This is a genomic window from Kluyvera sp. CRP (assembly GCF_019930565.1).
GTDB lineage: Bacteria > Pseudomonadota > Gammaproteobacteria > Enterobacterales > Enterobacteriaceae > Kluyvera > Kluyvera georgiana_A.
The window spans coordinates 1,205,037-1,230,719 of record NZ_CP082841.1 but is presented as its reverse complement, the minus strand read 5'-3'; the positions used below and the strand labels follow the sequence as shown (position 1 = coordinate 1,230,719).

Sequence of the window (25,683 nt, the reverse complement as noted above, 5' to 3'; positions counted from 1 at the left end):
CTGATATAAGCGGTATCTTCAGGTCAGCTGCATTCACAATTACAGCAGCGACAGCCCGCACAGCAAACTATAATCCGCCGTATTCCCCGCTTCGGCGACAAACGGATTTTTCTGCTGCCAGCCGCGCAGGGCGCTTACCAGCAGCGCGACATCGTCCTGAGTCAGTTCCTTCTGCTCGGCGCGAATGACGCACAGCATTTTGATGTGGAAAAACTGCCGCGCGAGGCCGAGCAGCGCTTCGCCGTAATTGGTGCAGCCTACGCCGGGGAAAATATCGCTATACAGCTGATAAATGAGGATATTGCGCAGCGTATGCGGCTGTTCGTCAAACAGCGCGATCGTGGGCCATGCCGAATCCAGCGCCTGCTGACGCTCTGCCAGACGTGCGGGCTGCATAATCGCCAGTTCGCTCAGCTTCAGCGACATTCCCATTTTCTCCACCATCGGCAGATTCAGGTTCAGGCGCATCGCCCCCATCTCTTTAAGCTCCGCCGCACGGTTCTCGATGATGGGCGGCAACATAGCAAACTGCTGCGCCAGTACACCCTGTTCCGCCAGCGTGGCCAACTGCGCCCCCATGTCGACCAGTAGCGCCGGATCGCTTTCGCCGTTATCCAGATGCTGCTGTGCTTTGCTAAGCAGTATGCCGATGGCATACAAGCTCTCTTCCAGCGTCAGCGCCGGATGCACCGCCAGGTTGATACACTGCTGGTTAAGCGCTTCGCTCCACGCCGAAAGTAACTCTTCACTCTGCGGTGCGGCCTTTGCGGTATGCAGCACGAAGGCCTCCGGGTTGAACAGCATCTCTTTTGCCGCCGTTTCACAGCCAATATCCAGCGTTTCACGCTGCTGGTTTTTCAGCTTTACGCTGATGTGCGGCCACGCCTGTTCGGCATTCTGGCACGCCGGACAGGCACACGACGTCTCCCGCGCATCGAAGCGTGCAACGAATTCAGGTTGGTAATGTTCAATCAGTTCCATGTGTGTTCTCTTTGGTCGTCTCGGCTTCACGATGTTTACGGAAAAACCAGTGCGTACAGTCGATCAGCTCACCCGTTTTCGGGTCTGGATGATGCTGCAAGAAAGCAAAGCTCGGGCTAAAGCCCAGCCACAGCGGCGTCTGCTGCTGCAGATTTTGCCAACAGTGATCCAGACTGAGCGCTTGCTGGTAGGTCTCCAGCAACGTGTCGTAATAGTTGGCATTCACCGCGTAGGCGCACGCGCAGCCCGCTTTGTAAATTCGCGCCACGCCCTGCATGGTCCGCGTGGGCACGAAGCGTTCATAGCGCCCGCCCAGCAGCAGCACCTGCCAATCCAGCAGTTCCAGGCCGTTGAGCAGTTTGTTGATGTTGTTCACCGCGTTTTCTTTTTTCACAAACCGCAGTTCGGCATCCAGCAGCACCACGTTCTTCCAGCCCTGCTGTTTAGCGTGCGCCACAATCTGGTAGTGGGTCTGCCGCGCGGCGGCATCGCTCGACTCGGCCTTCACTTTCGCCACCGGCCAGATTTGATCGGCCTGGACGCCAAGCGCCAGCAGCGCCTCACAGCGTTCGGGAAGCATCTCCTCCTGCTGCGGTTCGTAAATCACGGCAACCTTCTCAAACACCGACCAGTTCACCAGCGTGTTGAGCGGCGCGGTGCTCAGGCGACGGTAATGCGCCAGCAGGTTGGGGTCGTGGACGAAATCTTCAAGCGTCAGATCCACCGCTGTGGAGCTGTCCATGATGTAGTCTTTATCGAAGGTATTACTGCTGTGCGAAATGCAAAGAATGCTCTGCTTCGGGTCAATCTGCTGCACCGGCGTCGTAAAACGGTTCAGGAAGGCATACTCTTCTGCCCGGGTAGCATCATCGTCATAACGGTTTTTCTTCAGCAGATTACGGTGATAGCCAAAAGTACCGTTCAGCGCATGGTGCGCGCCGAAAGGGTGCGTCAGGTAGATTTTGTCCAGGTGGCTGTACCAGATGTAGATCTGATCGCAACCGGAAAACAGCGCGTGATGACTCTGCATCTGCGTCACCTGATGGGAAATTTTATTCGGCGGATAGTAGTCGTCATCATCAAAGCAGATGATGTATTCCCCTTTCGCCAGCGCGTTAAGCCGATTACGTTTATGGCCCAGCACCAATCGCTCCGGGCTATGGATATAGCGTACGTTCGGCGTCGCCGGGTCGCTCATCATCTCGATGAGATCGGCGTTACTGGTCGGAGAATCGTCGAGAATAATCAGCTCGCGCTTGTCCGCCGGGTAGTCCTGGTACTGCCAGATATAAAGCAGATAGGGCAGAAACTCGCGGCGGTTATAGGTCGGGCAGACGACACTGACAAATGGCGTTGTTTGCGGCTGCGGGCGCTGCTGGCGAGCCAGCAACGCGGACATCAGGTTTGGTTTATTGGCGGTCTTCATCACAATTATCGTTGGCGCGCGGCGGCCAGCTGCTGACGCAGCCAGCACTGGGTAGAAACAGAATCAGTCATTTTTTGCTCCCGACGGCTCATTTCCATGCGTTGGTCGCTGCGTTTGGCGTCCAGTACCAGCTCGAGGCTCTTTTCGCGCTTCGCCTCGGCCAGCAGATTGCCCTGAATTTTTTGCGCTTCGAGGTTAGCCAGCGCCTGCTCTTGTTTCTGCCAGTCGATAACACGTTGAATATTGTGCTTATATTTCGACTGGTTAATCATCATCACGGCGCTATTGACGCTCTGCTCCGCCAGCCCGGAGGCCAGCGAGGTCAGCGCATCAATATTCTTCTCAAAGCGCTGGCAGACCTGCTTTTGCGAGGCCAGCTTCGAACTGAGATCATCAACCGCGCGCGTGCGCATCAGATGAAGCTGTTCCAGCGTAGAAATCAGTTTATTCATCGTGCATTACCCTGCTTGCGCCAGCGTACGCAGATCGTTAACGGTCGAATCCATTAACGCCGCGTCCTGAACTTCCTGTTGTAAGAACTGCGTGATGGCCGGAGAGAGACGGACGGCTCTATCAGCCAGCGGGTCTGCGCCAGCAACGTACCCCCCCAGCGGAATCAACGGTTTAATACTCTGGTATTCGGCGTATAGCTGCTTAAGCGCGCGCGCGGCGAGCTGATGTTCGCGGGCGGTGACCTGGCTCATGCAACGGCTGATCGACTGGCCGATATCGATAGCCGGATAGTGTCCTGCTTCCGCCAGATGGCGCGACAGCACGATATGGCCGTCGAGCACCGCACGCGCGCAGTCGACGATCGGATCCTGCTGATCGTCGCCCTCCGCCAGAACGGTGTAGATCGCGGTCATCGATCCGCAGCTTTCGCTGTTGCCGGCGCTCTCCACCAGACGGGGGATCATACTGAACGCCGACGGCGGATAGCCTTTGGTGGCGGGAGGTTCGCCGAGTGATAGCGCAATCTCACGCTGCGCCATGGCGTAGCGGGTCAGCGAGTCGACCAGCAGCAGCACGTCTTTGCCTTTATCGCGGTAATAGCTGGCGATGGTGTGACACAGCTCGGTGGCTTTGATGCGCATCAGCGGCGATTCGTCCGCCGGTGCGGCGACAATCACCGACTTCGCCAGCCCTTCGGCCTGTAGCGAGTTCTCGATAAACTCTTTCACTTCACGGCCGCGCTCGCCGATCAGCCCCACCACCACCACTTCGGCCTGGGTGTAGCGGGTAATCATGCCGAGCAGCACGCTTTTGCCCACGCCGCTGCCCGCCATCAGCCCCACGCGCTGGCCTTTGCCGATGGTCAGCAGGCCGTTAATGGCGCGGACGCCAACGTCCAGCGGCGCTTCCACCGGCTGGCGTTTCAGCGGGTGAACTTGCGGTAGCTGCTGCGGCAGCAGCGTGTCGCCGCCGAGTTTGCCTTTGTCATCCAGCGGTTCGCCAAGGCCGTTAACCACCCGCCCCAGCCACTGGTCGCCAATCATCACGCCTTCGCTTTTTCCGGCGGGAAACACGCGCGCGCCGGCAATCAGGCCGGAAGGCTGCTTGAACGGCATCAGGTAGGTGACTTCGCGGTCAAAGCCCACCACCTGCGCTTCCATCATCTCGTGCTCGATGCTTTCGACGTGGCACAGCTGGCCAATCGCCAGACGACAGCCAACACACTCCAGCAAAATACCGTTGACGCGGACCAGACGTCCGGCGACGCGCGCCAGATCGATCTGTTCAATGGAGCGCAGCGCCTGTTCGAAATCAAGGCTGCTCATGCGCGGCTTCCGGCAACAGGTTGTCCTTCAGCACCGACACGCACTGGTCGAGGCGGTGCTGACAGCCAACGTCCATCTCGGTGGTATCGGTAATCACGCGGCATTCGCCCAGCTCAAGCGCCGGATCGGCAACCAGCCCCCACTCGCGGGTCTTTTCCGGCTCCGCTTCGCTGATGCGGCGGAATTCTTCAGCATTGAGCATCACGCGAATTTGCTCCGGCGGCTGCGGCAGGCTGGTCACCGCCTCTTCCACCAGCGCCAGCAGCTGCGTCGGGTGCAATGCCAGCTCGCAGCGAATCACCTGACGGGTGACTTTCTCCACCAGCTGTAACAGCTCTTCGCGACGACGCTGTTCATAACCGTCGAGGAAACGCTGGACGTCGGCGGTGATGCGCTCAAACGGCGACGCCGCATCCAGGAACTGCTGGCGAGCCTGCTGTTTACCTTCGGCAAGCCCTTTACGCATCCCGTCATCAAAGCCCAGACGCATGCCTTCCTGATAGCCTTCCTCTTTGCCTTCTGCCATTCCCTGCGCGAAGCCCTGATTCACGCCCTCGCGGAAGCCTTCCTCCAACTGCTGCTGATACGCCGCCGGATCCGGCGCGGCAACCGTCTGGTCGTCCATCGGCGCGTCAGGCGTCGCCCAGCGTTTACGCAACGGCGGGAATTTATGCAGCTGCGGTTTCGCGGTGGCATGGCGGTTGGCGCTCAGCGATAAGCTGCGTTTTTTGAACATGGCTTATTCCACCGTCTGTTCTGCGAATAGCTGTACCTGAATCTCACCCTCTTCCACCAGCTGGCGCAGGGTCTGCATAATCTCTTTACGCACCTGCTCGATACGGCTGACCGGCACCGGCCCCAGGCGCGTGGTGGTGCTTTGCAGCAGGGTCACCTGGCGCTTCGGCATGACGTTGAAGATCGCCTGACGCAGCACCGGCTCGGTGCCCTTCAGCGCCACGGCCCATTCATCGATCGGCACTTCATCCATCAGGCGTTGCAGGGTCATCGGGGTCTGGCGGCTGAGGATGTAGAACTCATACATCTCATCCTGCAGATCGTCGACCACGCTCTCGTCACGTTCGCGCAGCTGCTCCAGTAGTTCCTGCTGGTTGCTGGGGATACGGTTGACGATATTCGCGGCGTGCTTGATACCGGCGACCTTCGAGCCGTGCTCGGAGAGCACCGCGATGCCACGGTCAATCAGGCGATCCAGCTCGTCGATCACGTCGCGGTTAACGTCATCCAGACGCGCAATGCGGTAGATGATTTCGTCCTGACGTTCACTCGGCAGCACGCTCAGTACGCTGGCTGCAATATCCGGCGGCAGGAAGGCGAGGAACACCGCCTGCAATTGCAGGTGCTCTTGCTCAATCAGCGCCGCCAGCTGCGGAATATCCACCCATTGCAGGCGCGCCATGCGATAGCGAATCTCATCACCGTAGATGCCGTTAATCACGCTGCGGGCAATTTCGCCGCCCAGCGCTTTTTCCAGAATGCTCCGCAGGTAATAACGCGATGCGCCGTTGATACCACTCTGCTCACGGTAGTCGGAGAAGAAGTTGTTCATCGCCTGACGCGCGTGGTTAACCTTCACATCATGCAGACGCGCCATGGTTTCACTTAGCAGCACAACCTCTTCGCGGTTCAACTTCTGCATCACCTGCGCCGCGGCTTCTTCTCCCACGCTCATCAGCAGGATGGCCGCCTGTTCCAGACGGCTGCGGCTACCTGAATTACTATTCCGATTTGCTGTTGCTTCGGTCATTGCTGTTAATCCACTGTTTCAGTACTTCCGCTACGCGCTCCGTCTCGCTCTGGGCCAGAACCTGGAGATACTCCACCTTGGTTTCCAGGCCGGAACTTTGCGGCGGCAGCAGATCGTCGTTGTTGTTAAAAGCGGTGCTCGGCAGCGCGGTGAGATTGTCATCCTGAGCTTCGGACTCATCGGTCAACAGGCCGCGTTCGTTCTGTTCAACCTCGTTCACCAGACGCTCTCGACGTCCCAGACGCTGGGCCAGCGGACGGACGCCAAACAGCAGCGTGAGCAAGGCCAGCAGGCCAATCCCGCCGTTTTGTCCCCAGTACTGCATATCCGGGTCTTTCCACCACTTCTGGTTCAGCATGCTGTCGGTTGCCGGCGCGGTGAAGGCAAGCACGTCCAGCGTCAGCGCGTCGCCACGTTCTTTATCAATACCGGCGGCGCTCTCCACCAGACGGGTGATCGACGTCAGCTGCGTGGGGGTAATATTGGCCAGCGCAGGCGCGGACTGGTTCAACGCCACGGCGACGCTCAATTTCTCCAGCTTGTAGCCGGGATGGCGGATATGGCGGATGTCGCGATCGAACGCGTATTTACGCTGCTCCTGGCTACGGCTGGAGAGGGAACGCGGGTCGCTGGTGTTGTTAGCCGCGGTGTTAGCCGCCGGAGCCGCATCGCCCGCCGCCTGTGCGGCAGCAGCCTGCGGGTTCTGGTTCACCGGGCGGTTGCTTAGCGAGCCGGGAATCCCGAACGCCATTTCGTTGGTGGTGTTCTCCTGGCTTAGCTGCTCATCGCTGACGCGCGGATCTTTGCCCAGACGTTCCTGAGTCTCTTCCACACGGCTTAAGTCCACGGTGGGGGCGACGCTGATGCGGTAATTGCCCGCGCCAACCAGCGAGGTCAGCAGGCTGGCGATATTCTTGCTGGTATCTTCGCGGATACGCTGCATGACATCGTCGCCCAGGCGTTTACCGGCGATGCTGCCGTCCGGCCCGGCCACGCCATCAGACAGCAGATTGCCCGCCTGATCGACCACGCGTACGCTCTCGGCGGACATACCCGGTACGGAACCGGACACCAGTTGCACAATCGAGGCCACCTGCTGTTCATCCAGCTGTCGGCCATAACGCAGTTGCACCACAACCGAGGCGCTGCTGTTCGGCTTATTGGTCAGCACAAACGAACTGGACTCGCTCAGCCCAAGATGAACGCGCGCGGTTTCTACCGGGTCCAGCGCCATGATGCTTTTCGCCAGCTCGCCTTCCAGGCTGCGCTTGTAGCGCACGTTCTGGATAAACTGGCTGCTACCGAGCATCTCTTCTTTATCCATCAGCTCATAGCCGTCCGGCGTTGCCGCGCTGATGCCTTTGGCCGCCAGCGCCATACGCGCCTGGGACAGTTTGTTTTCGGTCACCAGCACCTGGCCGTTATCCGGATTAATGCGGTAGGCAATGTTTTCCGCGCCCAGTACGTCCACGACCTGCGCGACCGGCACCTGTTCCTGCGCGCCGTACAGCGCGACGTAGCCCTGATTGTGATTCCACAGCGACGCAATGATGGCGATCGCCAGCACCACGCCACCGGCAATCACCAGCAGTTTCGGATTGTTGATGCCAGCGGGGAGGGAGACGGCAGGGAGACGATCTTTGATTTTGTTTAACACGGTACAGACCTTACAGCGAAATATTCATCACTTCGTCGAGCGCGCTGTTGAGCTTGTTGCGCACCTGCATCATCGCCGAGAAGGCCACGCTGGCTTTCTGGCTCTCAATCATCGCGCCGGCTAAGTCGTCGCTCTGACCCATATCAATTGCGGTCTGTTTGGCGCTGGCGCTGTGCTGTAGCGCGTCCACGTTGTCGATGGCGTTATTTAACACGCGGGAAAAAGAGACCGAGTCGGTGCTGGCAAACGCGCTGTTCGCCGGGGCAATCGTCTGTGCGGTGTTGACCGAGCCGGCGGAAGCCAGCATGGCCGTTTGCTGCATACGGTCCAGCAGCGCCTGGTGCGCGGTGTTAATACCTGCGGCGGCAATCTTGTCCATTATTTCTTCCTTCCTGGCCTCAGGAATAACATTCAATATCAATGCCTTCGTCGCGCATTGACGCAAGGCGGTAACGCAGAGCGCGTGGGGTAATGCCTAAAAACTCCGCGGTCTTGGATTTATTGCCTTTATGGCGTTTGAGCAGATCGATAATGTACTGGTACTCCGCCAGACGTCCGTGCAGCTTCACGTCGCGGATGGCAGAACTGCCGGTATCCTGCTCGCGGTAAGCAGGCATGACGCCCACCGATGGGGTTTCCGGCAGCGGCACGCGCGCCACCAGACCAAAGTCGGCGGCTTTAATTTCATCGCCGTTGCCCAGAATCATGCCGCGCTGGATAACGTTCTCCAGCTCACGCACATTGCCCGGCCAGTCATAGCCGAGCAGCGCGTTGCGCGCATCGTCGCTCAGGCGCACGTCGCCTTTGTGGAAGGCGCGGTATTTGGCAATAAAGCGCTGCACCAGCGGCAGGATGTCCTGCTTGCGCTCGCGCAGCGGTGTGATGTGAATAGGCACCACGGAAATACGGTAAAACAGATCCTGACGGAAACGGCCTTCGGCAATTTCCTGCTGTAAGTCTTTATTGGTAGAGGCAATCAGTCGAATATCCAGCGGAATACGTTTATGGCTACCCAGGCGTTCAACTTCCTGCTCCTGTAATACCCGTAATAACTTCGCCTGTAATGACAGCGGCATATCGCCAATTTCATCCAGCAGTAGCGTACCGCCGTTTGCCTGCTCAAATTTACCGGCTACACTCGCCACCGCGCCGGTAAATGCACCTTTCTCATAACCAAATAAAATCGCTTCCAGCATACTTTCTGGAATAGCGGCGCAGTTAACCCCGACGTACGGGGCTTCACTGCCGCAGGCATGCTCGTGGATATATTTAGCGACACACTCCTTGCCCGTTCCTGTCTCACCAGTCACCAGGACTGATACATTATATTTAGCAACGCGGCGAGCTAATGAGATTACGCCCACGCTGGCAGGAGAAACGGCAACAAAACCTTCTCCGTGACGGTCTTCACGTTCAATGATAATGCTCATTTTGGATTACCAGTAAAAAAGAACAAATAAGGATAATGCGCTAAACCTTTATTAAACGCGCGCTGCAATCACCTTGCTACATAGAAGATTAAAAGCGTTTTTATAATGTTAATAAAGATTAAAGACTGCGGTATTTTCATGGGGAAAGAATCCTTCCGTGAAAATATGCTGCCTAGTATACGCATGGTGTAGGAATTGTCTTATTTTTAATGAATATTAAAACATTAATCTATTTTTTTCATGCACTTACAGAAGTTATTAATCAAGCAACATGCGGAAAAATAATGGATTAATAACCGCTATCCACTTGCAATAAATGATTCAGAAAGGTCTAATTTGCACCCTGAATAAAAGGCAGTTGAGTCATCGTCTGACGACGAACCTTCGATGTTGACCTAAAGCGTCACAACATCTTAAAAACTCAAATGCTTCCAGGAAAAATTTTCGCGACCGTTATCGATAATCGTTAACGGCGCCTTATTGTCTCACCAGGACACGTTATCAAACCGGAATAATCATGTACCCTGCTTCACAGCGAATCAGAATCCATCAGCAGGATAATCTTCCTGAGCTGGTAAAACTGGATGTCAGCAAACTCGGTCGCCCATGGCATAAGCTACCTAAGGTAATGAACGATAGCTTTGACATTCTTGACGCGCGCCTGAGTATTTATTTTCTGAAGAAGCTTCGGGTTAATGCCGCGTTAGAATCAATGACTTTCGCGATCGACCAGAATTATAAAAATGCGCAAATATTCTCAACACCTTATGGGAATATTGCATTTGTGATCGATCGTATATTATTACTAAACATCCTCCATGATTATTACGGGCTGAGTAAAGACAGCAGCCATATTGAACCGGATGAGTCACTCCCGATCACCAAAACGGAAGAACGCCTCAAAAGCAAACTGGGTCAGGAACTGACCTCGCTGGTTATTTGCAAAGAGACATTTGGCGAAGACCTGGAAATTAAAGTCGATTATTCCACGGTCATTAACCAGTGGGCCTGGTGCATCACTTTCACCCTGGAAGGTTACAGCCACGGTAGCTTTACCATCCTGCTGGACAATCCACACATTGACCAGATGCTGGCGGCGCTGCGCTCTCCAGATAACAGCACCAGCGGCGTGGAAAAGAGCGTCAGCCTGAGCCCCGCGCAGATCGAACGCCTGTTCGATAGTCTGCCGCTGAAGCTGGATGGCCGTCTGGCCAGCCTGAACCTGACCGTCGCGCAAATCGCTGACATCAAACCAGGCGACATCATCCCAATCGCGATCAATGACCCTTTGCCGGTGTTTATCGGTAAAGAACAGATTTTTGAAGCCACTATTGCCGAAGATCGCAGCAAGCTTTTCTTATGCGATATCCACGACAAGACAACCGAGAAGCCTTATGAGTGATTTACAACAAGAGCTGAGCCAGTCTCTGGATCTGGACGACCTGAACCTCAGCGACATGACCCATGATGAAACCATTGAGGGGAATATCCGCCTCGATTTACAGCCGGAGACGCGTAATGCGCCACTGACCGACGTGCGCCGCATGGCGCTGTTCAGCCGCATTCCGGTGACCCTGACGCTGGAAGTGTCCTCGGTGAACATCTCGCTGGCTGAACTGATGGCTGTGAACTGCGACTCGGTGATTGAGCTGGACAAAATGGCGGGTGAACCGCTGGATATTAAGGTCAATGGTATCGCGTTCGGCAAGGCCGAAGTCGTGGTGCTTAATGATAAATATGGCCTGCGCATCATCGAATTTAATGCCAAAGAACTGGGTGAGCTGACCCGATGAACCGCGCGTTTTACCGTGGCTGCGTCCCGCTGCTGCTACTCATTGGTTTGCTGTTCGCCCAGCCCGTTCTGGCGGCGAACGGCGACATCACGCTCTTTAGCACGACCCCTAACGGCGCGGGTCAGGATTACAACGTCAAAATTGAAATTCTGATCCTGATGACCCTGCTCGGCCTGCTGCCGATCATGGTGCTGATGATGACCTGCTTTACCCGCTTTATCATCGTGCTGGCGATTCTGCGCCAGGCGCTTGGGTTACAGCAGAGTCCGCCAAACAAAATCCTCACCGGCATCGCGCTGGCGCTCACTCTGCTGGTGATGCGACCGGTATGGACCACCGTGTATAACGACGCGATTGAGCCCTTCCAGAACGACCAGATCACCCTCAAGCAGGCGCTGGTGAATGCTGAAGCGCCGCTGAAAAAATACATGCTGGCGCAGACCAACAATAAAGCGATGGCGCAAATCATGACCATCGCCGGCATTGAAGGCGACGCCCGCGAGCAGGATCTGACCATCGTCACCCCGGCGTATCTGCTGAGCGAGCTGAAAACCGCCTTCCAGATAGGCTTTATGATTTACATCCCATTCCTGGTCATCGACCTGATTGTCGCCAGTATTCTGATGGCAATGGGGATGATGATGCTGTCGCCGCTGATCGTCTCGCTGCCGTTTAAGCTCATGCTGTTCGTGCTGTGCGACGGCTGGACGCTGATTGTCGGCACTCTAACCGCCAGCGTGCAAGGACTGTAGCGATGATGAACATGGACACCACCGGTGACATCATGGCCTCCGGCATTCACCTCGTCCTGCTGATTTCCGCCGTGGCGATTGTCCCCAGCCTGCTGGTCGGCCTGTGCGTGAGTATTTTCCAGGCCACCACCCAGATTAACGAACAGACCCTCAGCTTCCTGCCGCGTCTGGTCGTCACGCTCGGGGTACTGATTTTCGCCGGGAAGTGGATGCTGACGCAGCTGGTCGATTTTACCGTCCAGATTTTCCATCAGGCGGCGGCGCTGGTGGGTTAAACCATTATGGGAATCGATATTCAGGCGCTGTGGACGCCAATCATGGCCCTGGTGCTGCCCTTCTTTCGCATCCTCGCCTTTTTACAGTTCGCTCCGGTGATCGATAACCGCGTCTTCTCACGGCGCATCAAAATCGGCACCGCGCTGGCGTTGACCATCATCATCACCCCGATGCTGCCCAACAACGTGGTGCTTCACGAACTGGTTTCACTGCGCGCCATCCTGCTGATTGGCGAACAGCTGCTGTGGGGATTCTTCTTCGCCATGGCGCTGCAGCTGGTGTTTGTCGCGCTACAAACGGCGGGGCATATTCTGTCGATGAATATGGGGCTGGGGATGGCGATGATGAACGACCCGGTTAACGGCAGCTCTACCACGGTAATTTCGCAGATTATCTACGTTTTCTGCGCCCTGCTGTTTTTCATTATGGACGGCCATTTGCTGCTGGTGACCATCCTGTTTAAAGGCTTTAGCTACTGGCCCATCGGTCAGGCCATCAACCAGCCGACGCTGATGCTTATTGCTCAGGGGTTGGGCTGGATTATGGCCTCGGCGACGCTGATTGCGCTTCCGACAACCTTCGTCATGCTGATTGTGCAGGGCGGCTTCGGCCTGCTCAACCGCGTTTCGCCGACGCTAAACCTGTTTTCGCTTGGCTTCCCCATCAGCATGCTGTTTGGCCTGCTGTGTATTTCGATGCTGGTCACCAACATTCCTGACCACTATCTCAACCTGACTAACGAAATTCTGGCGAAACTCGACGCCATAAGGGTGCAGTAATGGCCTCCAGCGGAGATAAAAGCGAAAAACCCACAGCCGGGAAGCTGCGCAAGGCGCGGCAAAAAGGGGATATTCCCCGTTCAAAAGATTTAACCATGGCGGTAGGCCTGCTGGCCTCGTTCTTCACCCTGGCGACCTTCCTGCCGTACTACCGGTTGTTGATCGGCGAGTCGTTTGCCGCCGTCGGCACCATGGCGAAGGACCTCGATAACCCGAACGTCCTCAACCAGTTTCTGCTGCTGAATCTGTGGGTGCTGCTGCGTTTTATCGCCACGCTGATCCCCATCCCACTGGCCTGCATCATCGCCAGCCTGGTGCCGGGCGGCTGGATTTTTACCCCGTCGAAGCTCAAACCCGATTTTAAAAAGCTCAGCCCCATCAGCGGCGTTAAACGTATGTTTTCCGCCAGCCACTACACGGAAGTGGGCAAGATGATGCTGAAATGCGCGACGATACTCGCCGTTGTCTACACCATGGTGCATGACCAGATGGATAGCCTGCTGCATCTCCAGCGGCTGTATCTGTATCAGGCCATCGGTCAGGGTTTTGGCATTTTTCATCACGTTGTCAGCTATTTCATCGCCGTTATCGTGATTTTTGCCCTGCTTGATGTGCCGTTGAGCAAATTCATGTTCACCAAAAAGATGCGCATGACCAAGCAGGAAGTGAAGGAAGAGTACAAAAACAACGACGGTAACCCGCAGATCAAAGGCCGCATCCGCCAGCTGCAGCGCCAGATGGCGATGGGGCAAATCTCGCGCACCGTGCCCGAAGCGGACGTGATTATCACTAACCCAACCCACTACGCCGTGGCGCTGAAATACGACCCGCAGAAAGCGGAAGCGCCGTACATCGTCGCCAAAGGCATTGACGACGTGGCGCTGTGGATACGTGAAGTGGGTGCCACTCATAAGGTTGAAGTGGTGGAGTTTCCACCGCTGGCGCGCGCGGTGTACTACACCACTCGCGTTAACCAACAGATTCCGGCGCAGCTGTTCCGCGCCATCGCTCACGTGCTGACCTATGTGATGCAGCTGAAGTCCTGGCGCGAAGGTCGTGCTGAGCAAAAACCCCGCCTGAACAGGCACATAGACATTCCTCAAGAGGTATTAAAAGCCAATGGCGAACAGTAAGATGCAAAACATGTTCGGCATGCTCCGCAAGGCGCAGATTGCCGTGCCTATCCTGCTTCTCTGCGTACTGGCGATGGTCATCCTACCGCTGTCACCGCTGATGCTGGATATCCTGTTTACATTCAACATTGTGCTGGCGGTCATCGTACTGCTGGTCGCGGTGAATATGCAGCGTCCGCTGGACTTTGCCATCTTCCCAACGCTGTTGTTAATCACCACGTTGATGCGTCTGACGCTGAACGTGGCGTCGACCCGCGTGGTGTTGCTGAATGGCCATCAGGGGGAAGGCGCAGCCGGTAAGGTGATTGAAGCCTTTGGCCAGGTGGTGATTGGCGGTGACTTCGTCGTCGGCTTCGTGGTGTTCATCATCCTGATGATCATCAACTTTGTGGTGGTCACCAAGGGTGCCGAGCGTATCTCCGAGGTTTCCGCACGCTTTACGCTGGATGCGCTGCCGGGTAAACAGATGGCGATCGACGCCGACCTGAATGCCGGGCTTATCAACCAGCAGCAGGCGCGAAGCCGCCGTCAGGAAGTGGCGAAAGAAGCCGACTTCTATGGCGCGATGGACGGGGCGTCCAAGTTTGTCCGCGGCGATGCCGTTGCCGGGATTATGGTACTGATCATCAACGTGATCGGCGGTATCTGTATCGGTATCTTCAAATACGATCTTGATGCCAGCCATGCGTTCCGTCAGTACGTTCTGCTGACCATCGGTGACGGTCTGGTCGCCCAGATTCCGTCCCTGCTGCTGGCGACCGCCGCGGCGATCATCGTGACCCGCGTCAGCGAAGGTAACGACGTCAGCGACGAAATCAAAACACAGCTGCTCTCCAAGCCAAAGGTGCTGTACACCGCGGCATTCGTGATGTTCATTCTGGCCGTTGTGCCGGGTATGCCGCACATCGCCTTCCTGAGCTTTACCGCCCTGCTGGTGTTCGCCGCCTGGCGGCAGAGCAAGGTGGTGCAGCCCGCACCGCAAGAGACGGACATGGAGGCCATCAGTGAAGCGTTGGCCCCCGATACCAACCCGGCGATTACCTGGGACAGCATTCCGCTGGTCGAGCCGATTGGCCTGAACCTTGGCTACAAGCTGGTCACCATGGTGGACGAAGCGAAAGGCAGCCCGCTGTCGCTCCGCGTGCGTGGGGTGCGGCAGGTGATCTCTGAACTATGCGGCGTGCTGCTGCCGGAAATTCGCATTCGAGAGAACTTCCGCCTCAAGCCCGCGCAGTACGCGATTCACATCAACGGCATCCGCACCGCGCTGGGCGAAGTGAACGCCGAGAAGCTGATGGCCATACCCGGCACCGAACTGTACGGCGAAATCGACGGCGTGCTGGATACCGACCCGGCCTACGGCATGGCGATCGTGTGGATTGACCCGGAACAGAAAGCCAAAGCTTTGAACCTCGGCTATCAGGTCGTCGACTGCGCCAGCGTGGTGGCGACGCACGTCAACAAAGTCGCCCGCGAGCATCTGCCGGAGCTGTTTAACTACGATGATATCACCCATCTGCACGCCCGTCTGGCGCAGCAGGCGCCGAAACTGGCGGAGGATTTAAACGCCGCGCTCAACTACAGCCAGCTGCTGCGCATTTATCGCCAGCTGTTGCTGGAACAGGTGTCGCTGAAAGATATCGTCACCATCGCTTCAACGCTGCTCGAAAGCGCGGCGGTGACCAAAGATCCGGTGCTGCTCACCGCGGATGTACGCTACGCCCTGCGCCGCGCCATCGTGCATAACATTAACGGCGATCGCCCGCAGCTGGCAGCCTACACCATGGATAATCAGCTGGAGAATATGCTGCTCGGGGCGCTGAATCAGGCACAGCAGGCCGGCAAGGTGGCGCTGGACAGCTTCCCGGTTGACCCGAACATTCTGACCCAGCTGCAAAATACGATGCCGATGATTTACGAGCAGATGAAAGCGAAGAGTTTGCCGCCGCTGCTTTTGGTCACGCCGCAGTTGCGCCCGGTGATTTCACGTTATGGCCGCCTGTTTGCCAGCGGGCTGCACGTGCTGTCGTACAATGAAGTGCCGGACGACGCCGACCTGAACGTGGTGGGAACGCTGGCGTAACCTGCCGCCTGAGATGCCCCTCTCCCTTTTCACGGGAGAGGGAACGGGCCGAAACTTACTGATCGAGGTAGCGCAGCTTCCATTCCGCTATCGTGCGCGGCATTTTGGCCAGATTGTTACCCTGGGTGCTGAAGTACGAGAACGCCAGCTTCCCTTTATCATCCGGCTCAACCCGCGCCGCCCAAATATTGCTGGCCGTGTACATGATAATAGCCGTACGGGTATTGGCCGCACCGCGCACCCACATCGACACTGCTGTAGCGCCGATATTATCTATATCTTCATGATAGATATAGATATTCGCTGTATCGACGAACTTTTGATAGTCGTCGCCAACCAACGTGCGGAAGCGTTCATCCATTTTAGGATCGGTGAAAATCTCCAGCGAAAGCAGCGTCGCCTTTGGCCGCGGATCCTGCTCTGACTTCAGGTAGCGCCCATCGATAAACGCGCCGTTAGGCATTGACAGGCGGCAGCCCCAGTCGGCATTGCTGTAGGCCTGAATCGCCCCGCTTTTACGCGGGATAAACAATACTTTGCACTTTTTGCTGTCGACCATATCGTCGATCAGCACCATGCCGTTAATCTTGCGGGCTTCAGCGGTAAACTCATCCTTATTCTGTCCGGCCCAGATACGAATATCGGCGGTAATTGACCAGTCCGCGCTGTGGCTGAATTGGATCACCCCGCCGCTCATATTCGCCGCGCTGGTGTTCCACCAACGGCCTTCCCATGCAAAGCCCGGCTGCGCTTCGGCAATTTTGCTGATCCCGGAATAGTAAGCGCGCTCAATACAGCTGTCCGATGCACAGCTTTCCAGAGATTTCTCCCAGGCCTCATACTCCTGATGCACCTGACGCGCATCACGATACACCAGCATCGCGCGGTAAACGCTCGACATCGTGTTATCCAGCCAGCTCAGGTTATCGTTATTACAGATGGTATTTTCCAGCGGCGTTGAGGCGCGCTGGCAGTTCACCGCAAAAGCGCTGGAGGCGGAACATGCCGTAATAAGAATGAGTAAATTAATCAGGCGCTTAATCATTTAGGATACTTTTTAACCAGAGAGAGCGCTTATTCTGGCGAAAACAAACTTTTATTGCAATAAAACAGCATGAATTATTCACCGTTCAAATAATTAATCCATGCTTAAGTTGTAGCAATAAGCTGTCGCTTGTTTATTACGTGTGTTCTTTTTTGGATTATCACGTTATGAAGATAGACAGTAGTAATTACACGCTCTCGGTACTTTCTTCTTACTCTTCAACGGAAAACACCGAACGCAAACCGCTGGGTATCCTGCGTCACAGCGGCCAGTACTCTCCACAAGCAGGCAACTGGAAACTTTCCGCCCCCACGCTTTCCGCCGTCGTCAGCCTACGTAGAGGCGATGTTATGCCCTATTACCAGGGTAAATCGGTAGCATGGGCATTAATTGAATATGATGTAACGGAACTGATGGAGAACTAATATTTAACTAACGTTTCACTTATTAGATATTTTAGCTTTATTTCTGTAACTCAATATTCTTTACGCGGTGAAAATAAGCCCTTCACCGCGTATCGATCATATTAACTAATATCGGCAACCGAGGACCGTGCCACCAGACGCCCGGTGAATACACGCCCTTCGGGCATAAACAGGGAATGGCCATCAATTAACGCGCGAATACGCTGCACGCAATGATCCAACAGTTGTTCGACGGGATAGGAAATGCAGGTCAGCGGCGGATAGACCAGCGATGCCAGCGGAGAGTCTTCCAGGCTAACCAGCGACACTTCCTGCGGGATCGCAATATTGAATTCACGCAACAGGCGCATCGCTTCAGCGGCGTAGCAATCACGCTTGGCGATGATCGCCGTGTATTTCGTGAAGCTATTGATCAGCGTCAGCAGCGCCTGTTCAATATTATTATTGGCCATCACCAGCAATTGCCGATTAAACGGCAGGGAGAAATTTTGCAGCACGCTACGGTAGCCGTCGAGCATCTGCTTACTGGCAACGTCGTTTTCATTGTCTAACAACAGCGCAATATTACGGTGCCCTTTGCCCAGCACGTAGCGACAGGCGCTTTCGGTGGCAAACGCGTAGTTATAGCCCTGGCTGGCGCTGCCTTTTGCGGAGAACTCATCAAATGCGATGACATTGCTGGCCACATCACCGCTGTTACGGCCCAACGTTACCACGGCAACACACTGATGTTGCAGGCTTTCTACCGCAGCCTGCTGTTCAGCAGCGTCGTTGACGTACTGAATCATTAGCGATTTATTCAGCGATTTAACCGCCTGCGACAGCTGCGGTAATAGCGTCGCGCTAAACTCCGCTTCATACGCGGGCAGCACCATACCGACGTAGCTGGAGGTGTTGCTCGCCAGATTCTGCGCCGCAAAGCTTGGGCGGTAGTTTAGCTCTTCTACCGCACGTAATACGGCCTCACGGCTCTCTTCACGAACGCCACGCGTCCCCGTCAACACGCGCGAAACGGTGGCACGGGAAACGTTGGCTAACTTTGAAACATCATCAATAGTAGGCATGGTGTCGTCTGTATTACGGTTTTCTCCCTATAGTAACATAAATACGTACAGGTATTCGCCAACTCCCCGCCGCCCAGGCGCCGGGGAGTATGGGGATTAGTGGCGAGTGCGATAAAGCTCAATCAACTCACCCACCAGCTCTTTCGCAAGGATTGAGGTCATTAGATGATCCTGGGCGTGCACCATCACCAGCGTCATTTTGGTCTTCCCTTCGCCTTCATCGGCTTCAATCAGCTGAGTCTGCACCCGATGTGCTTCACGCGCATAATGCTGCGCCTGCTCCATCTTCTCATCGGCGTCGGCGAAATCGCCGGTTTTGGCGCTGTTCAACGCTTCGTAGCACAGGCTACGCGATTGACCGGCGTTGATAATAATCCCCATCACTTGTTCTTCTAAATCCATAACATCCTCTCAATACAACACATTACGCGGTCTCAGATTGCCCAACGCGGCTTTCGGCCCCGGCGTCGCCGGTTTCCTGCGACAGCAGCTGTTTCTCGTACGCCTTCAGGAACGGGTAGTACATGACGGCGGCAGTCACCATACAGATCAGGCACATAATGATCGGGCTGAATGACCAGTTTGCCGCCCACGATGCGCCGATAGGCGCTGGCGTGGTCCATGGCGTCATCGACACCACTCGGGAAACGAGGCCGAAGTCGAGGGCAAAGTAAGCCAGCGTGGCATTGACCATCGGTATCAGCACAAACGGAATAAAGAACAGCGGATTCATAATGATTGGCGCACCGAACAGGATCGGTTCGTTGATATTAAACAGCCCTGGCACTACGCCCATACGACCAATCGTCCGCAGGTGTACCGCCTTGCTGCGCATCAGCAAAATCGCCAGCGGAAGCGTGGAACCCACCCCGCCAATCAACAAATAGTGGTCCCAGAATCCCTGAACGTAGATGTGGGGAATCGCAGTGCCGGCAGCCATTGCGGCCTGGTTAACCGACAGGTTTGCCATCCAGAACGGGTTCATAATGCCGGTCACAATCAGCGCACCGTGAATCCCGGCAAACCACAGAATCTGGCACACCATGACTGACAGCAAAATGGCTGGCAACGTATCAGATGCTGCAACCAGCGGTTTAACCAGCGACATGATCGCTTCCGGAATAATCATCCCCAGTTGCGCTTCAATAAGCAGATTCAGCGGATGCAGCGTCAGCGCTACCGCCAGAACGGGGATCAGGATTTCAAACGAACGCGCCACGCCGGTTGGGACTTCCGGTGGCAGACGAATGGTGATGTTGTGACGGCGCAGGAAGGCGTACAGCTCGGTGGTGTAAATCGCCACCAGCAGCGCGGTAAAAATACCCTGACCGGAGAAGTAAGCGACAGATATCTGCCCATCCTTCAGCGGCGCGGCCACCAACAAAAAGCCCATCAGCGACAGCATGCCGGACGTCAGCGGGTCCAGTTCATGATGACGCGCCAGGCTTGCCGCCACCCCGACGGAGATAAACAACGTCATGATGCCCATACTGAAGTTAAACGGCAGCATCAGGCTTTCGCGGTGGTCCAGGGAGAACTGCAGCCATGCTCGCGCAAAGCTCCAACTGGTATCCGGCGAAAACGGTGGAAAGATAAACACCAGCATGAAGGAGCCGACGATCATAAATGGCAGCGCGAGGATAAAACCGTCGCGAATAGAAGTAACGTATTTTTGCTGGCCAATTGCTCCAGCCATTGGCGTGATTTTCTGTTCTATCACGCTGATTAATTTAGCGTACAGAGAGCTCATGCTTTATCCCTTAGTTATTGTTATCAATTAAGGACAGGGCAAAATCCAACACCGCGCCGCCTTTTTGCATGCCGTAATCCATCATATTGATCGGCTCGACCTTGATGCCGTAAGCACTGGCTTTCTGCTGCAAATCTTTCTGCATGTATTTCACCTGCGGCCCCAACAGCACCACCTGATAGTGGCCCACCTGCTGTTCAAATTCGGCTACGCCAAACGCTTTGATATCAACCTCCAGACCGCGCTTTTGCGCCTCTTCCACCATCTTTTTCACCAGCAGACTGGTGGACATCCCAGCGGAACAACACAGCATAATTTTCTTCATGGAACACTCCTGACTGAGTAGTAACGATGAGCGGACTATAATCAGGAGGAAACAAAACGGAAAGCGCTTTCCGAATGTGAATCCGTTAAATGTGAGCACGATCACCGGTTGCAGGCTTTCACTTTGTTGGGATGTAGGCGATGATCCAGGCTCCTCCGTCCGATATAAGGTTCGCCATGAACATTCAGTTTATGAATGTTGCTGTGACGCTGATTGAGCAGCGCGTTACGCCTTTTGCTAATCTTCTGACCCGCAGCCAGCACATCACCGCCATGCGCGACAGTTTTGCGTTGGCCATGCCGTTCGTCATCGTTGGCAGCCTGATGGTGCCGTTCATTTTTCCGCCGTTTACCATCAACGGCGCGTGGTATCAGGCAATTCGCCCTATGCTGCTACCGACCTTTGAGCTGACGATCGGCCTCATCGCACTGATCATCTCCTTCGGCGCCAGCGCCAGCTTAGGTAAGCAGTATCAGCTACCCGAACGTCTTTCCGGGCTGACGGGGTGCCTGGCCTTTCTGGTGTTTATTGGCTTCAAGGAAAACGGAGGAAGCAATCTTTTCCTTGGCGGGATGGGGATATTTAGTGCTTTAGTTTCAAGCTTTTATTCTGTTGAAATCATCCGAATTTTTTACCGAAAAGGCTGGTGTATTCGTCTACCCGACGAAGTACCGATCATGACCCGTAACGGCTTTCAGCTGCTGGCGCCGCTGCTGGTGATTATGCTTTCGATAACGGTCGTCAATGCCGGATTGAAGCTACACACCGGGATGATCCTGCCTGAATTAATCAGCGAAGCGCTGCGGCCGCTTATCATTGCTTCCGATACGCTAACGGCCTTACTGATATCCCTGCTTATCTGCAATTTGCTTTGGTTTATTGGCATTCATGGCGCGCTGATTATTACCGGCATCATGAATCCATTCTGGATGACCTATCTCTTTGAAAATCAGCAGGCATTAGCAAACAACATCACGCCACTGCCCCATATTTACCTGCAAGGATTCTGGGATTTCTACCTGCTGATCGGAGGGATTGGTTCTACGCTCCCGTTGGTTTTTATGGCGCTGCGTAGCCGGTCCCGGCAGCTAAAAAGTGTGGGCAAAATTGGCCTGATCCCCTCACTCTTTAACATCAACGAACCGATACTCTTTGGTTTCCCAATTATACTTAACCCATTATTCTTAATACCTTTTATTGCCGTTCCCATGATTAACGCCTGCATTGCATGGTATCTCACACACCTCGGCGTGCTTGACCGCGCCGTGGCGATGCTCCCCTGGTCTATGCCTGCGCCACTGGGTGCTGCATGGACGGCAAACGGAAGCTGGAAAAACATGTTCATGTGCCTGTTCGCCTTCTTCAATGCCTGGATGATCTATCGCCCATTCTTCAAAGTCTACGAGCGGCAATTAGCGGAATCTGAAGCCCGCTAATCGATTCCCTTCACAGTTTTTTTCTTGCCAGCGCCATACCGGCGCTGGTTTTTTTATCTCCTTCGAATAAAAAGTCGATCTACATCACGCTTTCAAGTGAACAATCTCCGGATCTGTGATTTGATCCGGCAATTATGGAAAGCGCTTTCCGTATATGGATGTACTTTTCCATTTTTGATCCGTAAATTTCCCATCGCATTAACAAAAGCGCTATTGCGTACAAAAAATAAAAGGGAAAAGTGAAAGATGAAACAACTTAACCGATTGATACCTCTGGCTATACTTATCAGCGCTGCCACAAGCGGCCTGGCCCACGCCGAAAAATATGACTTCCAGCTCCATGGCTACATGCGCTCAGGGATCCTGGCGAACTCGGACGGCAACCGCGTAGATTCCGTCGGGTTGATGCCAGACGGTAAATGGCGCCTGGGCAACGAAGAAGACACCAAAATCGAGCTTATTCCTACCGTCACACTGAAATCCGATTCCGGCGCTGTGGCGAAAGTTCAGGCCAACATCACCCACCAAAGCAAATGTACCTCGGACTGGAACTGTCAAGATGATGACGGGCACGACGTACAGTTCCGCGAGGCCTACGCCGAACTCACCAATCTCGACTTTGCCCCAGAGATGACCTTCTGGGGCGGTAAGCGTTACAGCAGTTCCAACACCTCCAGCCACCAGTTTGACTGGGAGTACATTCAGTACAACGGCACCGGCGGTGGCTTCGATAACATGGATCTGGGCTTCGCCCGCTTTGACGCAGGGGTTTACGCCTTCTCCCCCACTGATGAAACCAAAGCCTATCCGGTCGACAAAGGCGATCAGGGCTACCCGGATGACTACTCGCTTAACCTGTGGTTGAAAAAGATCGCCGGTACCGGGCTGGATCTGGAACTGATCGGCCATCGCATGAACCGCAACGAAAACCACCCCACCTCCGCAGAGAAAGGCTACGGTGTGACCGGTGTATATAATTTTGACGGCTTTTGGGGCCTGACGGGCGGCTATTCCAAACTGGTCATGCAGTATGGCCGCGGCCTTGCGGCTGGCGATTCGCTGGGTAAAAACGGCTGGGGCTGGGCAAACCTTGAGGATACTCAGTCCTGGCGCATCGTGCTCGACAGCATGGCCTCAATGGGCGATATCGACATTTCGACCTTCGCCTACTTCCAGAAAGACAAAAACTACCGTTGGTGGAGCAGCGACGATAAGGGCTGGGGCCGCACCAGCTGGGTTGCGGGTATCCGTCCTTATCATCAGATCACCAAAAACTTCGCCATGCAGTATGAGCTGGGCTACGAATACCTCGATGACGATAACTACAAAGGGGTTAATGGCAAAGGCAAGGGCGGGCTGACGAAAGTCACCGTAGCACCGACGCTGACCTTCGACTCTGGCTTCTGGAGCCGCCCGCAACTGCGCTTCTTCGTCACTTACGCCAAATGGGATAAAGGCGTCTCTGATGCCCTCGACGGCAACTACAACTGGGGCACCAACACCATCGACGCCGGTGGCTACAGCCGCAGCGGTGACACCGATACGGTCAACTTTGGCGTACAGGCAGAAGTCTGGTTCTAAGGAGAGAAGCCATGAAACGAGTCGCAAAAAAATCCCTGTTCCTCGCCGTACTGGCAGCACTGACCAGCGCTGGTGCGCTCGCGGCGGAACCTTCTCACTTCGATAACTTCATTACCCGCCAGGGCGCACAGCTGATGGACGGTAACCAGGAATTTCGCTTCGCTGGGATCCACGCCCCTGAACTGCATCGGATTGAAAACGATGCGCGCGGCGTCTGTAAAGCCGATCCGCGCGGATGGGGTCAATATTTCAAATGGCCCACGCCGGAAGAACAAGAAAACTGGATTAAAGCCATCGTGCAAACCGGAGCCAGGGCCCAGCGCGTCTATGTGCTTTCAGTGCAACAGGAGAACGACGAAGCCTGTGAACGAGAAACGCATATCCTGGCTCCCGCTACGCCAGGCGGCATGCCGCGTCTGAACGAAAAGGCGATGGTGGTTTACGACAACATGATTGCCGAAGCCGATAAACAGGGCCTGCGCCTGATTCTGCCGTTTATCGATCACTGGTGGTGGTGGGGTGGTCGCGAACAACTTGCGGCTTTTTACCATGAAAAACCTGAAGATTTTTACAACACGCGCAGTAAAACCTACCAAGCGTATCTGGATGTCATTCGCCAGGTGATCACCCGCACGAACACGCTTACCGGGCGTGCCTACTCCGAGGAAAAAGCCATTATGGCCTGGGAGACCGGTAATGAACTGGAAGACACAAATGCGGAATTCCTGAAGCAGACGGCGGCGTGGATTAAGAAAATGGCTCCACACCAACTGGTGGTTGACGGTACCTATAAAAAAATCAACGACTTCTCCGTGAACGATCCCAACGTGGATATCGTCAGCAACCATTACTACACCAATGCCGGAAACAATCACCCGGAACAGGTGAAAAAGGATCTGGAGGCTATCGGCGGTAAGAAAGTGTACCTGGTTGGTGAGTTCGGGTTGCTTGATAGCAACGCGTTGAACAGCATCATGCAGTCGATCGTTCATACTGACGTTAACGGCGCAAAAGCCGCAGGGGGGTTCATCTGGGGTTTCCGTGGGCACCGTCACGACGGCGGTTTCTATTGGCATAAAGAGTACACCGGCCACTACAGCTACCATCTGCCGGGCTTCCCGGAAGGGGATGCCAATCAGGAAACGGAGATCGTCAACCTGGTTCGCAAAGCGGCTGCGCAGATCGCGGGACAGGAACAAATGGCCCCGCTCCCCATACCGGATGCGCCAAAACTACGTGAAACCACTTCGCCGTTCGCCATCAACTGGATGGGTGCCGCTGTTGGTCGCAGTTACGACGTTGAACGTGCGGAGTCGAAAGACGGCCCGTGGCAAGTCGTAGGACATAATATTTCCGACGGTGTGCAGGAGTGGAATCCGGAAACGATGGATCTCTTCCGCGACGACTACACGTCGTTGACGCTGGGCAAAACTTACTTCTACCGCGTCATTGCTAAAAATGAAACCGGGCAATCGGCACCGTCTAACGTTATCAGCGTCACCCATACGCAGAAAAACAAGGCGCCGGTCATTACGCTTGAGGAAACGGCCACCGCCGCACAACACAGCGGACTTAGCCTCAATGCGCGGTGGCTGGACGACAATCTGCCGTCACGAAAAGTGCGCGAAAAGTGGACCAGTACGGGCAAAAAACAGGCGCATTTTTGCGATGCCAACAAGGCCTCAACCCGCGCCTGGTTCCCAACACCCGGTACCTACCAGCTGACCTTCACTGCCGACGATGGCCTATTGAAAAGCAGCAAAACGTTGACCGTCAACGTCACCGAGGCCACCGCGAAAGTACCCGCCGATTTCTGCCACTTTGACAGTCAGTTACAGGGTCTGGAGCAAAGCCAGAAAACGGTGATCAAGAGCGCGGACAATGAACTGGCAACCGGCGAAGATGGTTTCCTGGGACCGTTTGCCAATGATGGCGATAAAGCGAGCTGGAAGATTGCGGCACCGTGGGACGGCAATTACCTACTTCACCTCGATTTCAATGCCAAGTGGGGTGGAAAGAAGAACTCGGTGCAGATTAACGGCGATAAACCTATCCAGATTGAATTTCCGCAAACTGACGAGCACGGCCAGCGGATGACGATTCCGGTCTATCTCAAGCAGGGTGAAAACACCATCAGCGTGGGGAAATACGCCGGTGACTGGGGCTATATCTTTATCAAGTCCATTCAGGTGAATGCAGAGTAG

25 protein-coding genes are annotated in these 25,683 nt (G+C 55.1%); 11 read left to right on the top strand and 14 right to left on the bottom strand.

Features of this window, described 5'->3' with window-relative positions; all coding sequences use genetic code 11:
* Positions 1-39: 39 nt before the first annotated feature.
* The 9 genes from K7B04_RS05700 to K7B04_RS05660 are packed head-to-tail and all read right to left on the bottom strand — an operon-like array spanning position 40 to position 9,037.
* The gene (locus tag K7B04_RS05700) at positions 40-981 is read right to left on the bottom strand and encodes a hypothetical protein (RefSeq protein ID WP_223803658.1); all 942 of its coding nucleotides are present in this window, start codon (positions 979-981) and stop codon (positions 40-42) included.
* Positions 968-2,407: a glycosyltransferase family 2 protein gene (locus tag K7B04_RS05695; protein WP_223803657.1), complete on the bottom strand. Its 1,440-nt coding sequence runs from the start codon at positions 2,405-2,407 to the stop codon at positions 968-970. Before K7B04_RS05695 ends, K7B04_RS05700 begins: the two co-directional genes overlap by 14 nt.
* Before the next feature lie 5 nt (positions 2,408-2,412).
* Positions 2,413-2,859 (bottom strand): flagellar export protein FliJ, encoded by a 447-nt coding sequence (gene fliJ / locus K7B04_RS05690; RefSeq protein ID WP_167574741.1) that lies wholly within the window; start codon positions 2,857-2,859, stop codon positions 2,413-2,415.
* A 6-nt stretch (positions 2,860-2,865) separates the two neighbouring features.
* On the bottom strand, positions 2,866-4,185 hold the full coding sequence (gene fliI, locus K7B04_RS05685; protein ID WP_223803656.1) for a flagellar protein export ATPase FliI: 1,320 nt from the start codon (positions 4,183-4,185) through the stop codon (positions 2,866-2,868).
* Positions 4,172-4,921 carry a flagellar assembly protein FliH gene (gene fliH, locus K7B04_RS05680; RefSeq protein WP_223803655.1) on the bottom strand — a complete coding sequence of 250 codons (750 nt, stop codon included), beginning with the start codon at positions 4,919-4,921 and terminating at the stop codon, positions 4,172-4,174. The genes fliI and fliH overlap by 14 nt, the downstream gene beginning before the upstream one ends.
* 3 nt (positions 4,922-4,924) lie before the next feature.
* Positions 4,925-5,950 (bottom strand): flagellar motor switch protein FliG, encoded by a 1,026-nt coding sequence (locus K7B04_RS05675; protein ID WP_167574738.1) that lies wholly within the window; start codon positions 5,948-5,950, stop codon positions 4,925-4,927.
* On the bottom strand, positions 5,922-7,607 hold the full coding sequence (fliF, locus tag K7B04_RS05670) for a flagellar basal-body MS-ring/collar protein FliF (RefSeq protein ID WP_167574737.1): 1,686 nt from the start codon (positions 7,605-7,607) through the stop codon (positions 5,922-5,924). Before fliF ends, K7B04_RS05675 begins: the two co-directional genes overlap by 29 nt.
* Positions 7,608-7,617: 10 nt before the next feature.
* Positions 7,618-7,986 (bottom strand): flagellar hook-basal body complex protein FliE, encoded by a 369-nt coding sequence (gene fliE / locus K7B04_RS05665; protein WP_167574736.1) that lies wholly within the window; start codon positions 7,984-7,986, stop codon positions 7,618-7,620.
* A gap of 19 nt (positions 7,987-8,005) precedes the next feature.
* Complete coding sequence (locus K7B04_RS05660) at positions 8,006-9,037, bottom strand: sigma-54 dependent transcriptional regulator (protein WP_167574735.1); 1,032 nt, start codon at positions 9,035-9,037, stop codon at positions 8,006-8,008.
* Between the two features lie 517 nt (positions 9,038-9,554).
* On the opposite strand from K7B04_RS05660, the gene K7B04_RS05655 reads away from it, so the two are divergent.
* The 7 genes from K7B04_RS05655 to K7B04_RS05625 are packed head-to-tail and all read left to right on the top strand — an operon-like array spanning position 9,555 to position 15,853.
* Positions 9,555-10,439 carry a flagellar motor switch protein FliM gene (locus K7B04_RS05655; RefSeq protein WP_223803654.1) on the top strand — a complete coding sequence of 295 codons (885 nt, stop codon included), beginning with the start codon at positions 9,555-9,557 and terminating at the stop codon, positions 10,437-10,439.
* On the top strand, positions 10,432-10,830 hold the full coding sequence (gene fliN / locus K7B04_RS05650; RefSeq protein ID WP_167574733.1) for a flagellar motor switch protein FliN: 399 nt from the start codon (positions 10,432-10,434) through the stop codon (positions 10,828-10,830). The genes K7B04_RS05655 and fliN overlap by 8 nt, the downstream gene beginning before the upstream one ends.
* Positions 10,827-11,582: a flagellar type III secretion system pore protein FliP gene (gene fliP / locus K7B04_RS05645; protein WP_223803653.1), complete on the top strand. Its 756-nt coding sequence runs from the start codon at positions 10,827-10,829 to the stop codon at positions 11,580-11,582. The genes fliN and fliP overlap by 4 nt, the downstream gene beginning before the upstream one ends.
* 2 nt (positions 11,583-11,584) lie before the next feature.
* A complete protein-coding gene (fliQ, locus tag K7B04_RS05640; RefSeq protein WP_275957284.1) occupies positions 11,585-11,857 on the top strand; it encodes a flagellar biosynthesis protein FliQ in 273 nt (90 codons plus the stop codon).
* 6 nt (positions 11,858-11,863) lie between these two features.
* Positions 11,864-12,637: a flagellar biosynthetic protein FliR gene (fliR, locus tag K7B04_RS05635; protein ID WP_223803652.1), complete on the top strand. Its 774-nt coding sequence runs from the start codon at positions 11,864-11,866 to the stop codon at positions 12,635-12,637.
* The gene (flhB, locus tag K7B04_RS05630) at positions 12,637-13,770 is read left to right on the top strand and encodes a flagellar biosynthesis protein FlhB (RefSeq protein ID WP_167574729.1); all 1,134 of its coding nucleotides are present in this window, start codon (positions 12,637-12,639) and stop codon (positions 13,768-13,770) included. The genes fliR and flhB overlap by 1 nt, the downstream gene beginning before the upstream one ends.
* The gene (locus K7B04_RS05625; RefSeq protein ID WP_223803651.1) at positions 13,757-15,853 is read left to right on the top strand and encodes a flagellar biosynthesis protein FlhA; all 2,097 of its coding nucleotides are present in this window, start codon (positions 13,757-13,759) and stop codon (positions 15,851-15,853) included. The genes flhB and K7B04_RS05625 overlap by 14 nt, the downstream gene beginning before the upstream one ends.
* Before the next feature lie 55 nt (positions 15,854-15,908).
* Here the strand turns inward: K7B04_RS05625 and K7B04_RS05620 are convergent, their stop codons facing one another.
* Entirely contained in the window at positions 15,909-16,898 is a 990-nt protein-coding gene (locus K7B04_RS05620) for a hypothetical protein (RefSeq protein ID WP_167574727.1), read from the bottom strand.
* Between the two features lie 167 nt (positions 16,899-17,065).
* Here K7B04_RS05620 and K7B04_RS05615 point away from each other — a divergent pair, with 167 nt between their 5' ends.
* Positions 17,066-17,323, top strand: coding sequence for a hypothetical protein (locus K7B04_RS05615; protein ID WP_223803650.1), 258 nt, complete (start codon positions 17,066-17,068; stop codon positions 17,321-17,323).
* A 101-nt stretch (positions 17,324-17,424) separates the two neighbouring features.
* On the opposite strand, the gene K7B04_RS05610 is transcribed toward K7B04_RS05615, so the two are convergent.
* The 4 genes from K7B04_RS05610 to K7B04_RS05595 all read right to left on the bottom strand — a co-directional run bounded on the left by K7B04_RS05610 (position 17,425) and on the right by K7B04_RS05595 (position 20,462).
* Complete coding sequence (locus tag K7B04_RS05610) at positions 17,425-18,387, bottom strand: LacI family DNA-binding transcriptional regulator (RefSeq protein ID WP_167574725.1); 963 nt, start codon at positions 18,385-18,387, stop codon at positions 17,425-17,427.
* A 96-nt stretch (positions 18,388-18,483) separates the two neighbouring features.
* Positions 18,484-18,789, bottom strand: coding sequence for a PTS N,N'-diacetylchitobiose transporter subunit IIA (gene chbA, locus K7B04_RS05605; protein WP_064540875.1), 306 nt, complete (start codon positions 18,787-18,789; stop codon positions 18,484-18,486).
* A gap of 22 nt (positions 18,790-18,811) precedes the next feature.
* A complete protein-coding gene (locus K7B04_RS05600) occupies positions 18,812-20,137 on the bottom strand; it encodes a PTS sugar transporter subunit IIC (protein ID WP_223803649.1) in 1,326 nt (441 codons plus the stop codon).
* A 10-nt stretch (positions 20,138-20,147) separates the two neighbouring features.
* The gene (locus tag K7B04_RS05595) at positions 20,148-20,462 is read right to left on the bottom strand and encodes a PTS sugar transporter subunit IIB (protein WP_167574723.1); all 315 of its coding nucleotides are present in this window, start codon (positions 20,460-20,462) and stop codon (positions 20,148-20,150) included.
* Positions 20,463-20,638: 176 nt separating this feature from the next.
* Between K7B04_RS05595 and K7B04_RS05590 the strand changes: the two genes are divergently transcribed.
* The 3 genes from K7B04_RS05590 to K7B04_RS05580 all read left to right on the top strand — a co-directional run bounded on the left by K7B04_RS05590 (position 20,639) and on the right by K7B04_RS05580 (position 25,683).
* The gene (locus K7B04_RS05590) at positions 20,639-21,898 is read left to right on the top strand and encodes a PTS transporter subunit EIIC (protein WP_223804127.1); all 1,260 of its coding nucleotides are present in this window, start codon (positions 20,639-20,641) and stop codon (positions 21,896-21,898) included.
* Between the two features lie 246 nt (positions 21,899-22,144).
* Positions 22,145-23,479 carry a carbohydrate porin gene (locus K7B04_RS05585; RefSeq protein WP_223803648.1) on the top strand — a complete coding sequence of 445 codons (1,335 nt, stop codon included), beginning with the start codon at positions 22,145-22,147 and terminating at the stop codon, positions 23,477-23,479.
* An 11-nt stretch (positions 23,480-23,490) separates the two neighbouring features.
* Positions 23,491-25,683 carry a CBM35 domain-containing protein gene (locus K7B04_RS05580; RefSeq protein ID WP_223803647.1) on the top strand — a complete coding sequence of 731 codons (2,193 nt, stop codon included), beginning with the start codon at positions 23,491-23,493 and terminating at the stop codon, positions 25,681-25,683.

Coding starts and splice junctions, on each gene's coding strand:
- K7B04_RS05700 (WP_223803658.1), bottom strand. CDS start 981: ATGGAACTGATTGAACATTACCAACCTGAATTCGTTGCACGCTTCGAT.
- K7B04_RS05695 (WP_223803657.1), bottom strand. CDS start 2,407: ATGAAGACCGCCAATAAACCAAACCTGATGTCCGCGTTGCTGGCTCGC.
- fliJ (WP_167574741.1), bottom strand. CDS start 2,859: ATGAATAAACTGATTTCTACGCTGGAACAGCTTCATCTGATGCGCACG.
- fliI (WP_223803656.1), bottom strand. CDS start 4,185: ATGAGCAGCCTTGATTTCGAACAGGCGCTGCGCTCCATTGAACAGATC.
- fliH (WP_223803655.1), bottom strand. CDS start 4,921: ATGTTCAAAAAACGCAGCTTATCGCTGAGCGCCAACCGCCATGCCACC.
- K7B04_RS05675 (WP_167574738.1), bottom strand. CDS start 5,950: ATGACCGAAGCAACAGCAAATCGGAATAGTAATTCAGGTAGCCGCAGC.
- fliE (WP_167574736.1), bottom strand. CDS start 7,986: ATGGACAAGATTGCCGCCGCAGGTATTAACACCGCGCACCAGGCGCTG.
- K7B04_RS05660 (WP_167574735.1), bottom strand. CDS start 9,037: ATGAGCATTATCATTGAACGTGAAGACCGTCACGGAGAAGGTTTTGTT.
- K7B04_RS05655 (WP_223803654.1), top strand. CDS start 9,555: ATGTACCCTGCTTCACAGCGAATCAGAATCCATCAGCAGGATAATCTT.
- fliN (WP_167574733.1), top strand. CDS start 10,432: ATGAGTGATTTACAACAAGAGCTGAGCCAGTCTCTGGATCTGGACGAC.
- fliP (WP_223803653.1), top strand. CDS start 10,827: ATGAACCGCGCGTTTTACCGTGGCTGCGTCCCGCTGCTGCTACTCATT.
- fliQ (WP_275957284.1), top strand. CDS start 11,585: ATGATGAACATGGACACCACCGGTGACATCATGGCCTCCGGCATTCAC.
- fliR (WP_223803652.1), top strand. CDS start 11,864: ATGGGAATCGATATTCAGGCGCTGTGGACGCCAATCATGGCCCTGGTG.
- flhB (WP_167574729.1), top strand. CDS start 12,637: ATGGCCTCCAGCGGAGATAAAAGCGAAAAACCCACAGCCGGGAAGCTG.
- K7B04_RS05625 (WP_223803651.1), top strand. CDS start 13,757: ATGGCGAACAGTAAGATGCAAAACATGTTCGGCATGCTCCGCAAGGCG.
- K7B04_RS05620 (WP_167574727.1), bottom strand. CDS start 16,898: ATGATTAAGCGCCTGATTAATTTACTCATTCTTATTACGGCATGTTCC.
- K7B04_RS05615 (WP_223803650.1), top strand. CDS start 17,066: ATGAAGATAGACAGTAGTAATTACACGCTCTCGGTACTTTCTTCTTAC.
- K7B04_RS05610 (WP_167574725.1), bottom strand. CDS start 18,387: ATGCCTACTATTGATGATGTTTCAAAGTTAGCCAACGTTTCCCGTGCC.
- chbA (WP_064540875.1), bottom strand. CDS start 18,789: ATGGATTTAGAAGAACAAGTGATGGGGATTATTATCAACGCCGGTCAA.
- K7B04_RS05600 (WP_223803649.1), bottom strand. CDS start 20,137: ATGAGCTCTCTGTACGCTAAATTAATCAGCGTGATAGAACAGAAAATC.
- K7B04_RS05595 (WP_167574723.1), bottom strand. CDS start 20,462: ATGAAGAAAATTATGCTGTGTTGTTCCGCTGGGATGTCCACCAGTCTG.
- K7B04_RS05590 (WP_223804127.1), top strand. CDS start 20,639: ATGAACATTCAGTTTATGAATGTTGCTGTGACGCTGATTGAGCAGCGC.
- K7B04_RS05585 (WP_223803648.1), top strand. CDS start 22,145: ATGAAACAACTTAACCGATTGATACCTCTGGCTATACTTATCAGCGCT.
- K7B04_RS05580 (WP_223803647.1), top strand. CDS start 23,491: ATGAAACGAGTCGCAAAAAAATCCCTGTTCCTCGCCGTACTGGCAGCA.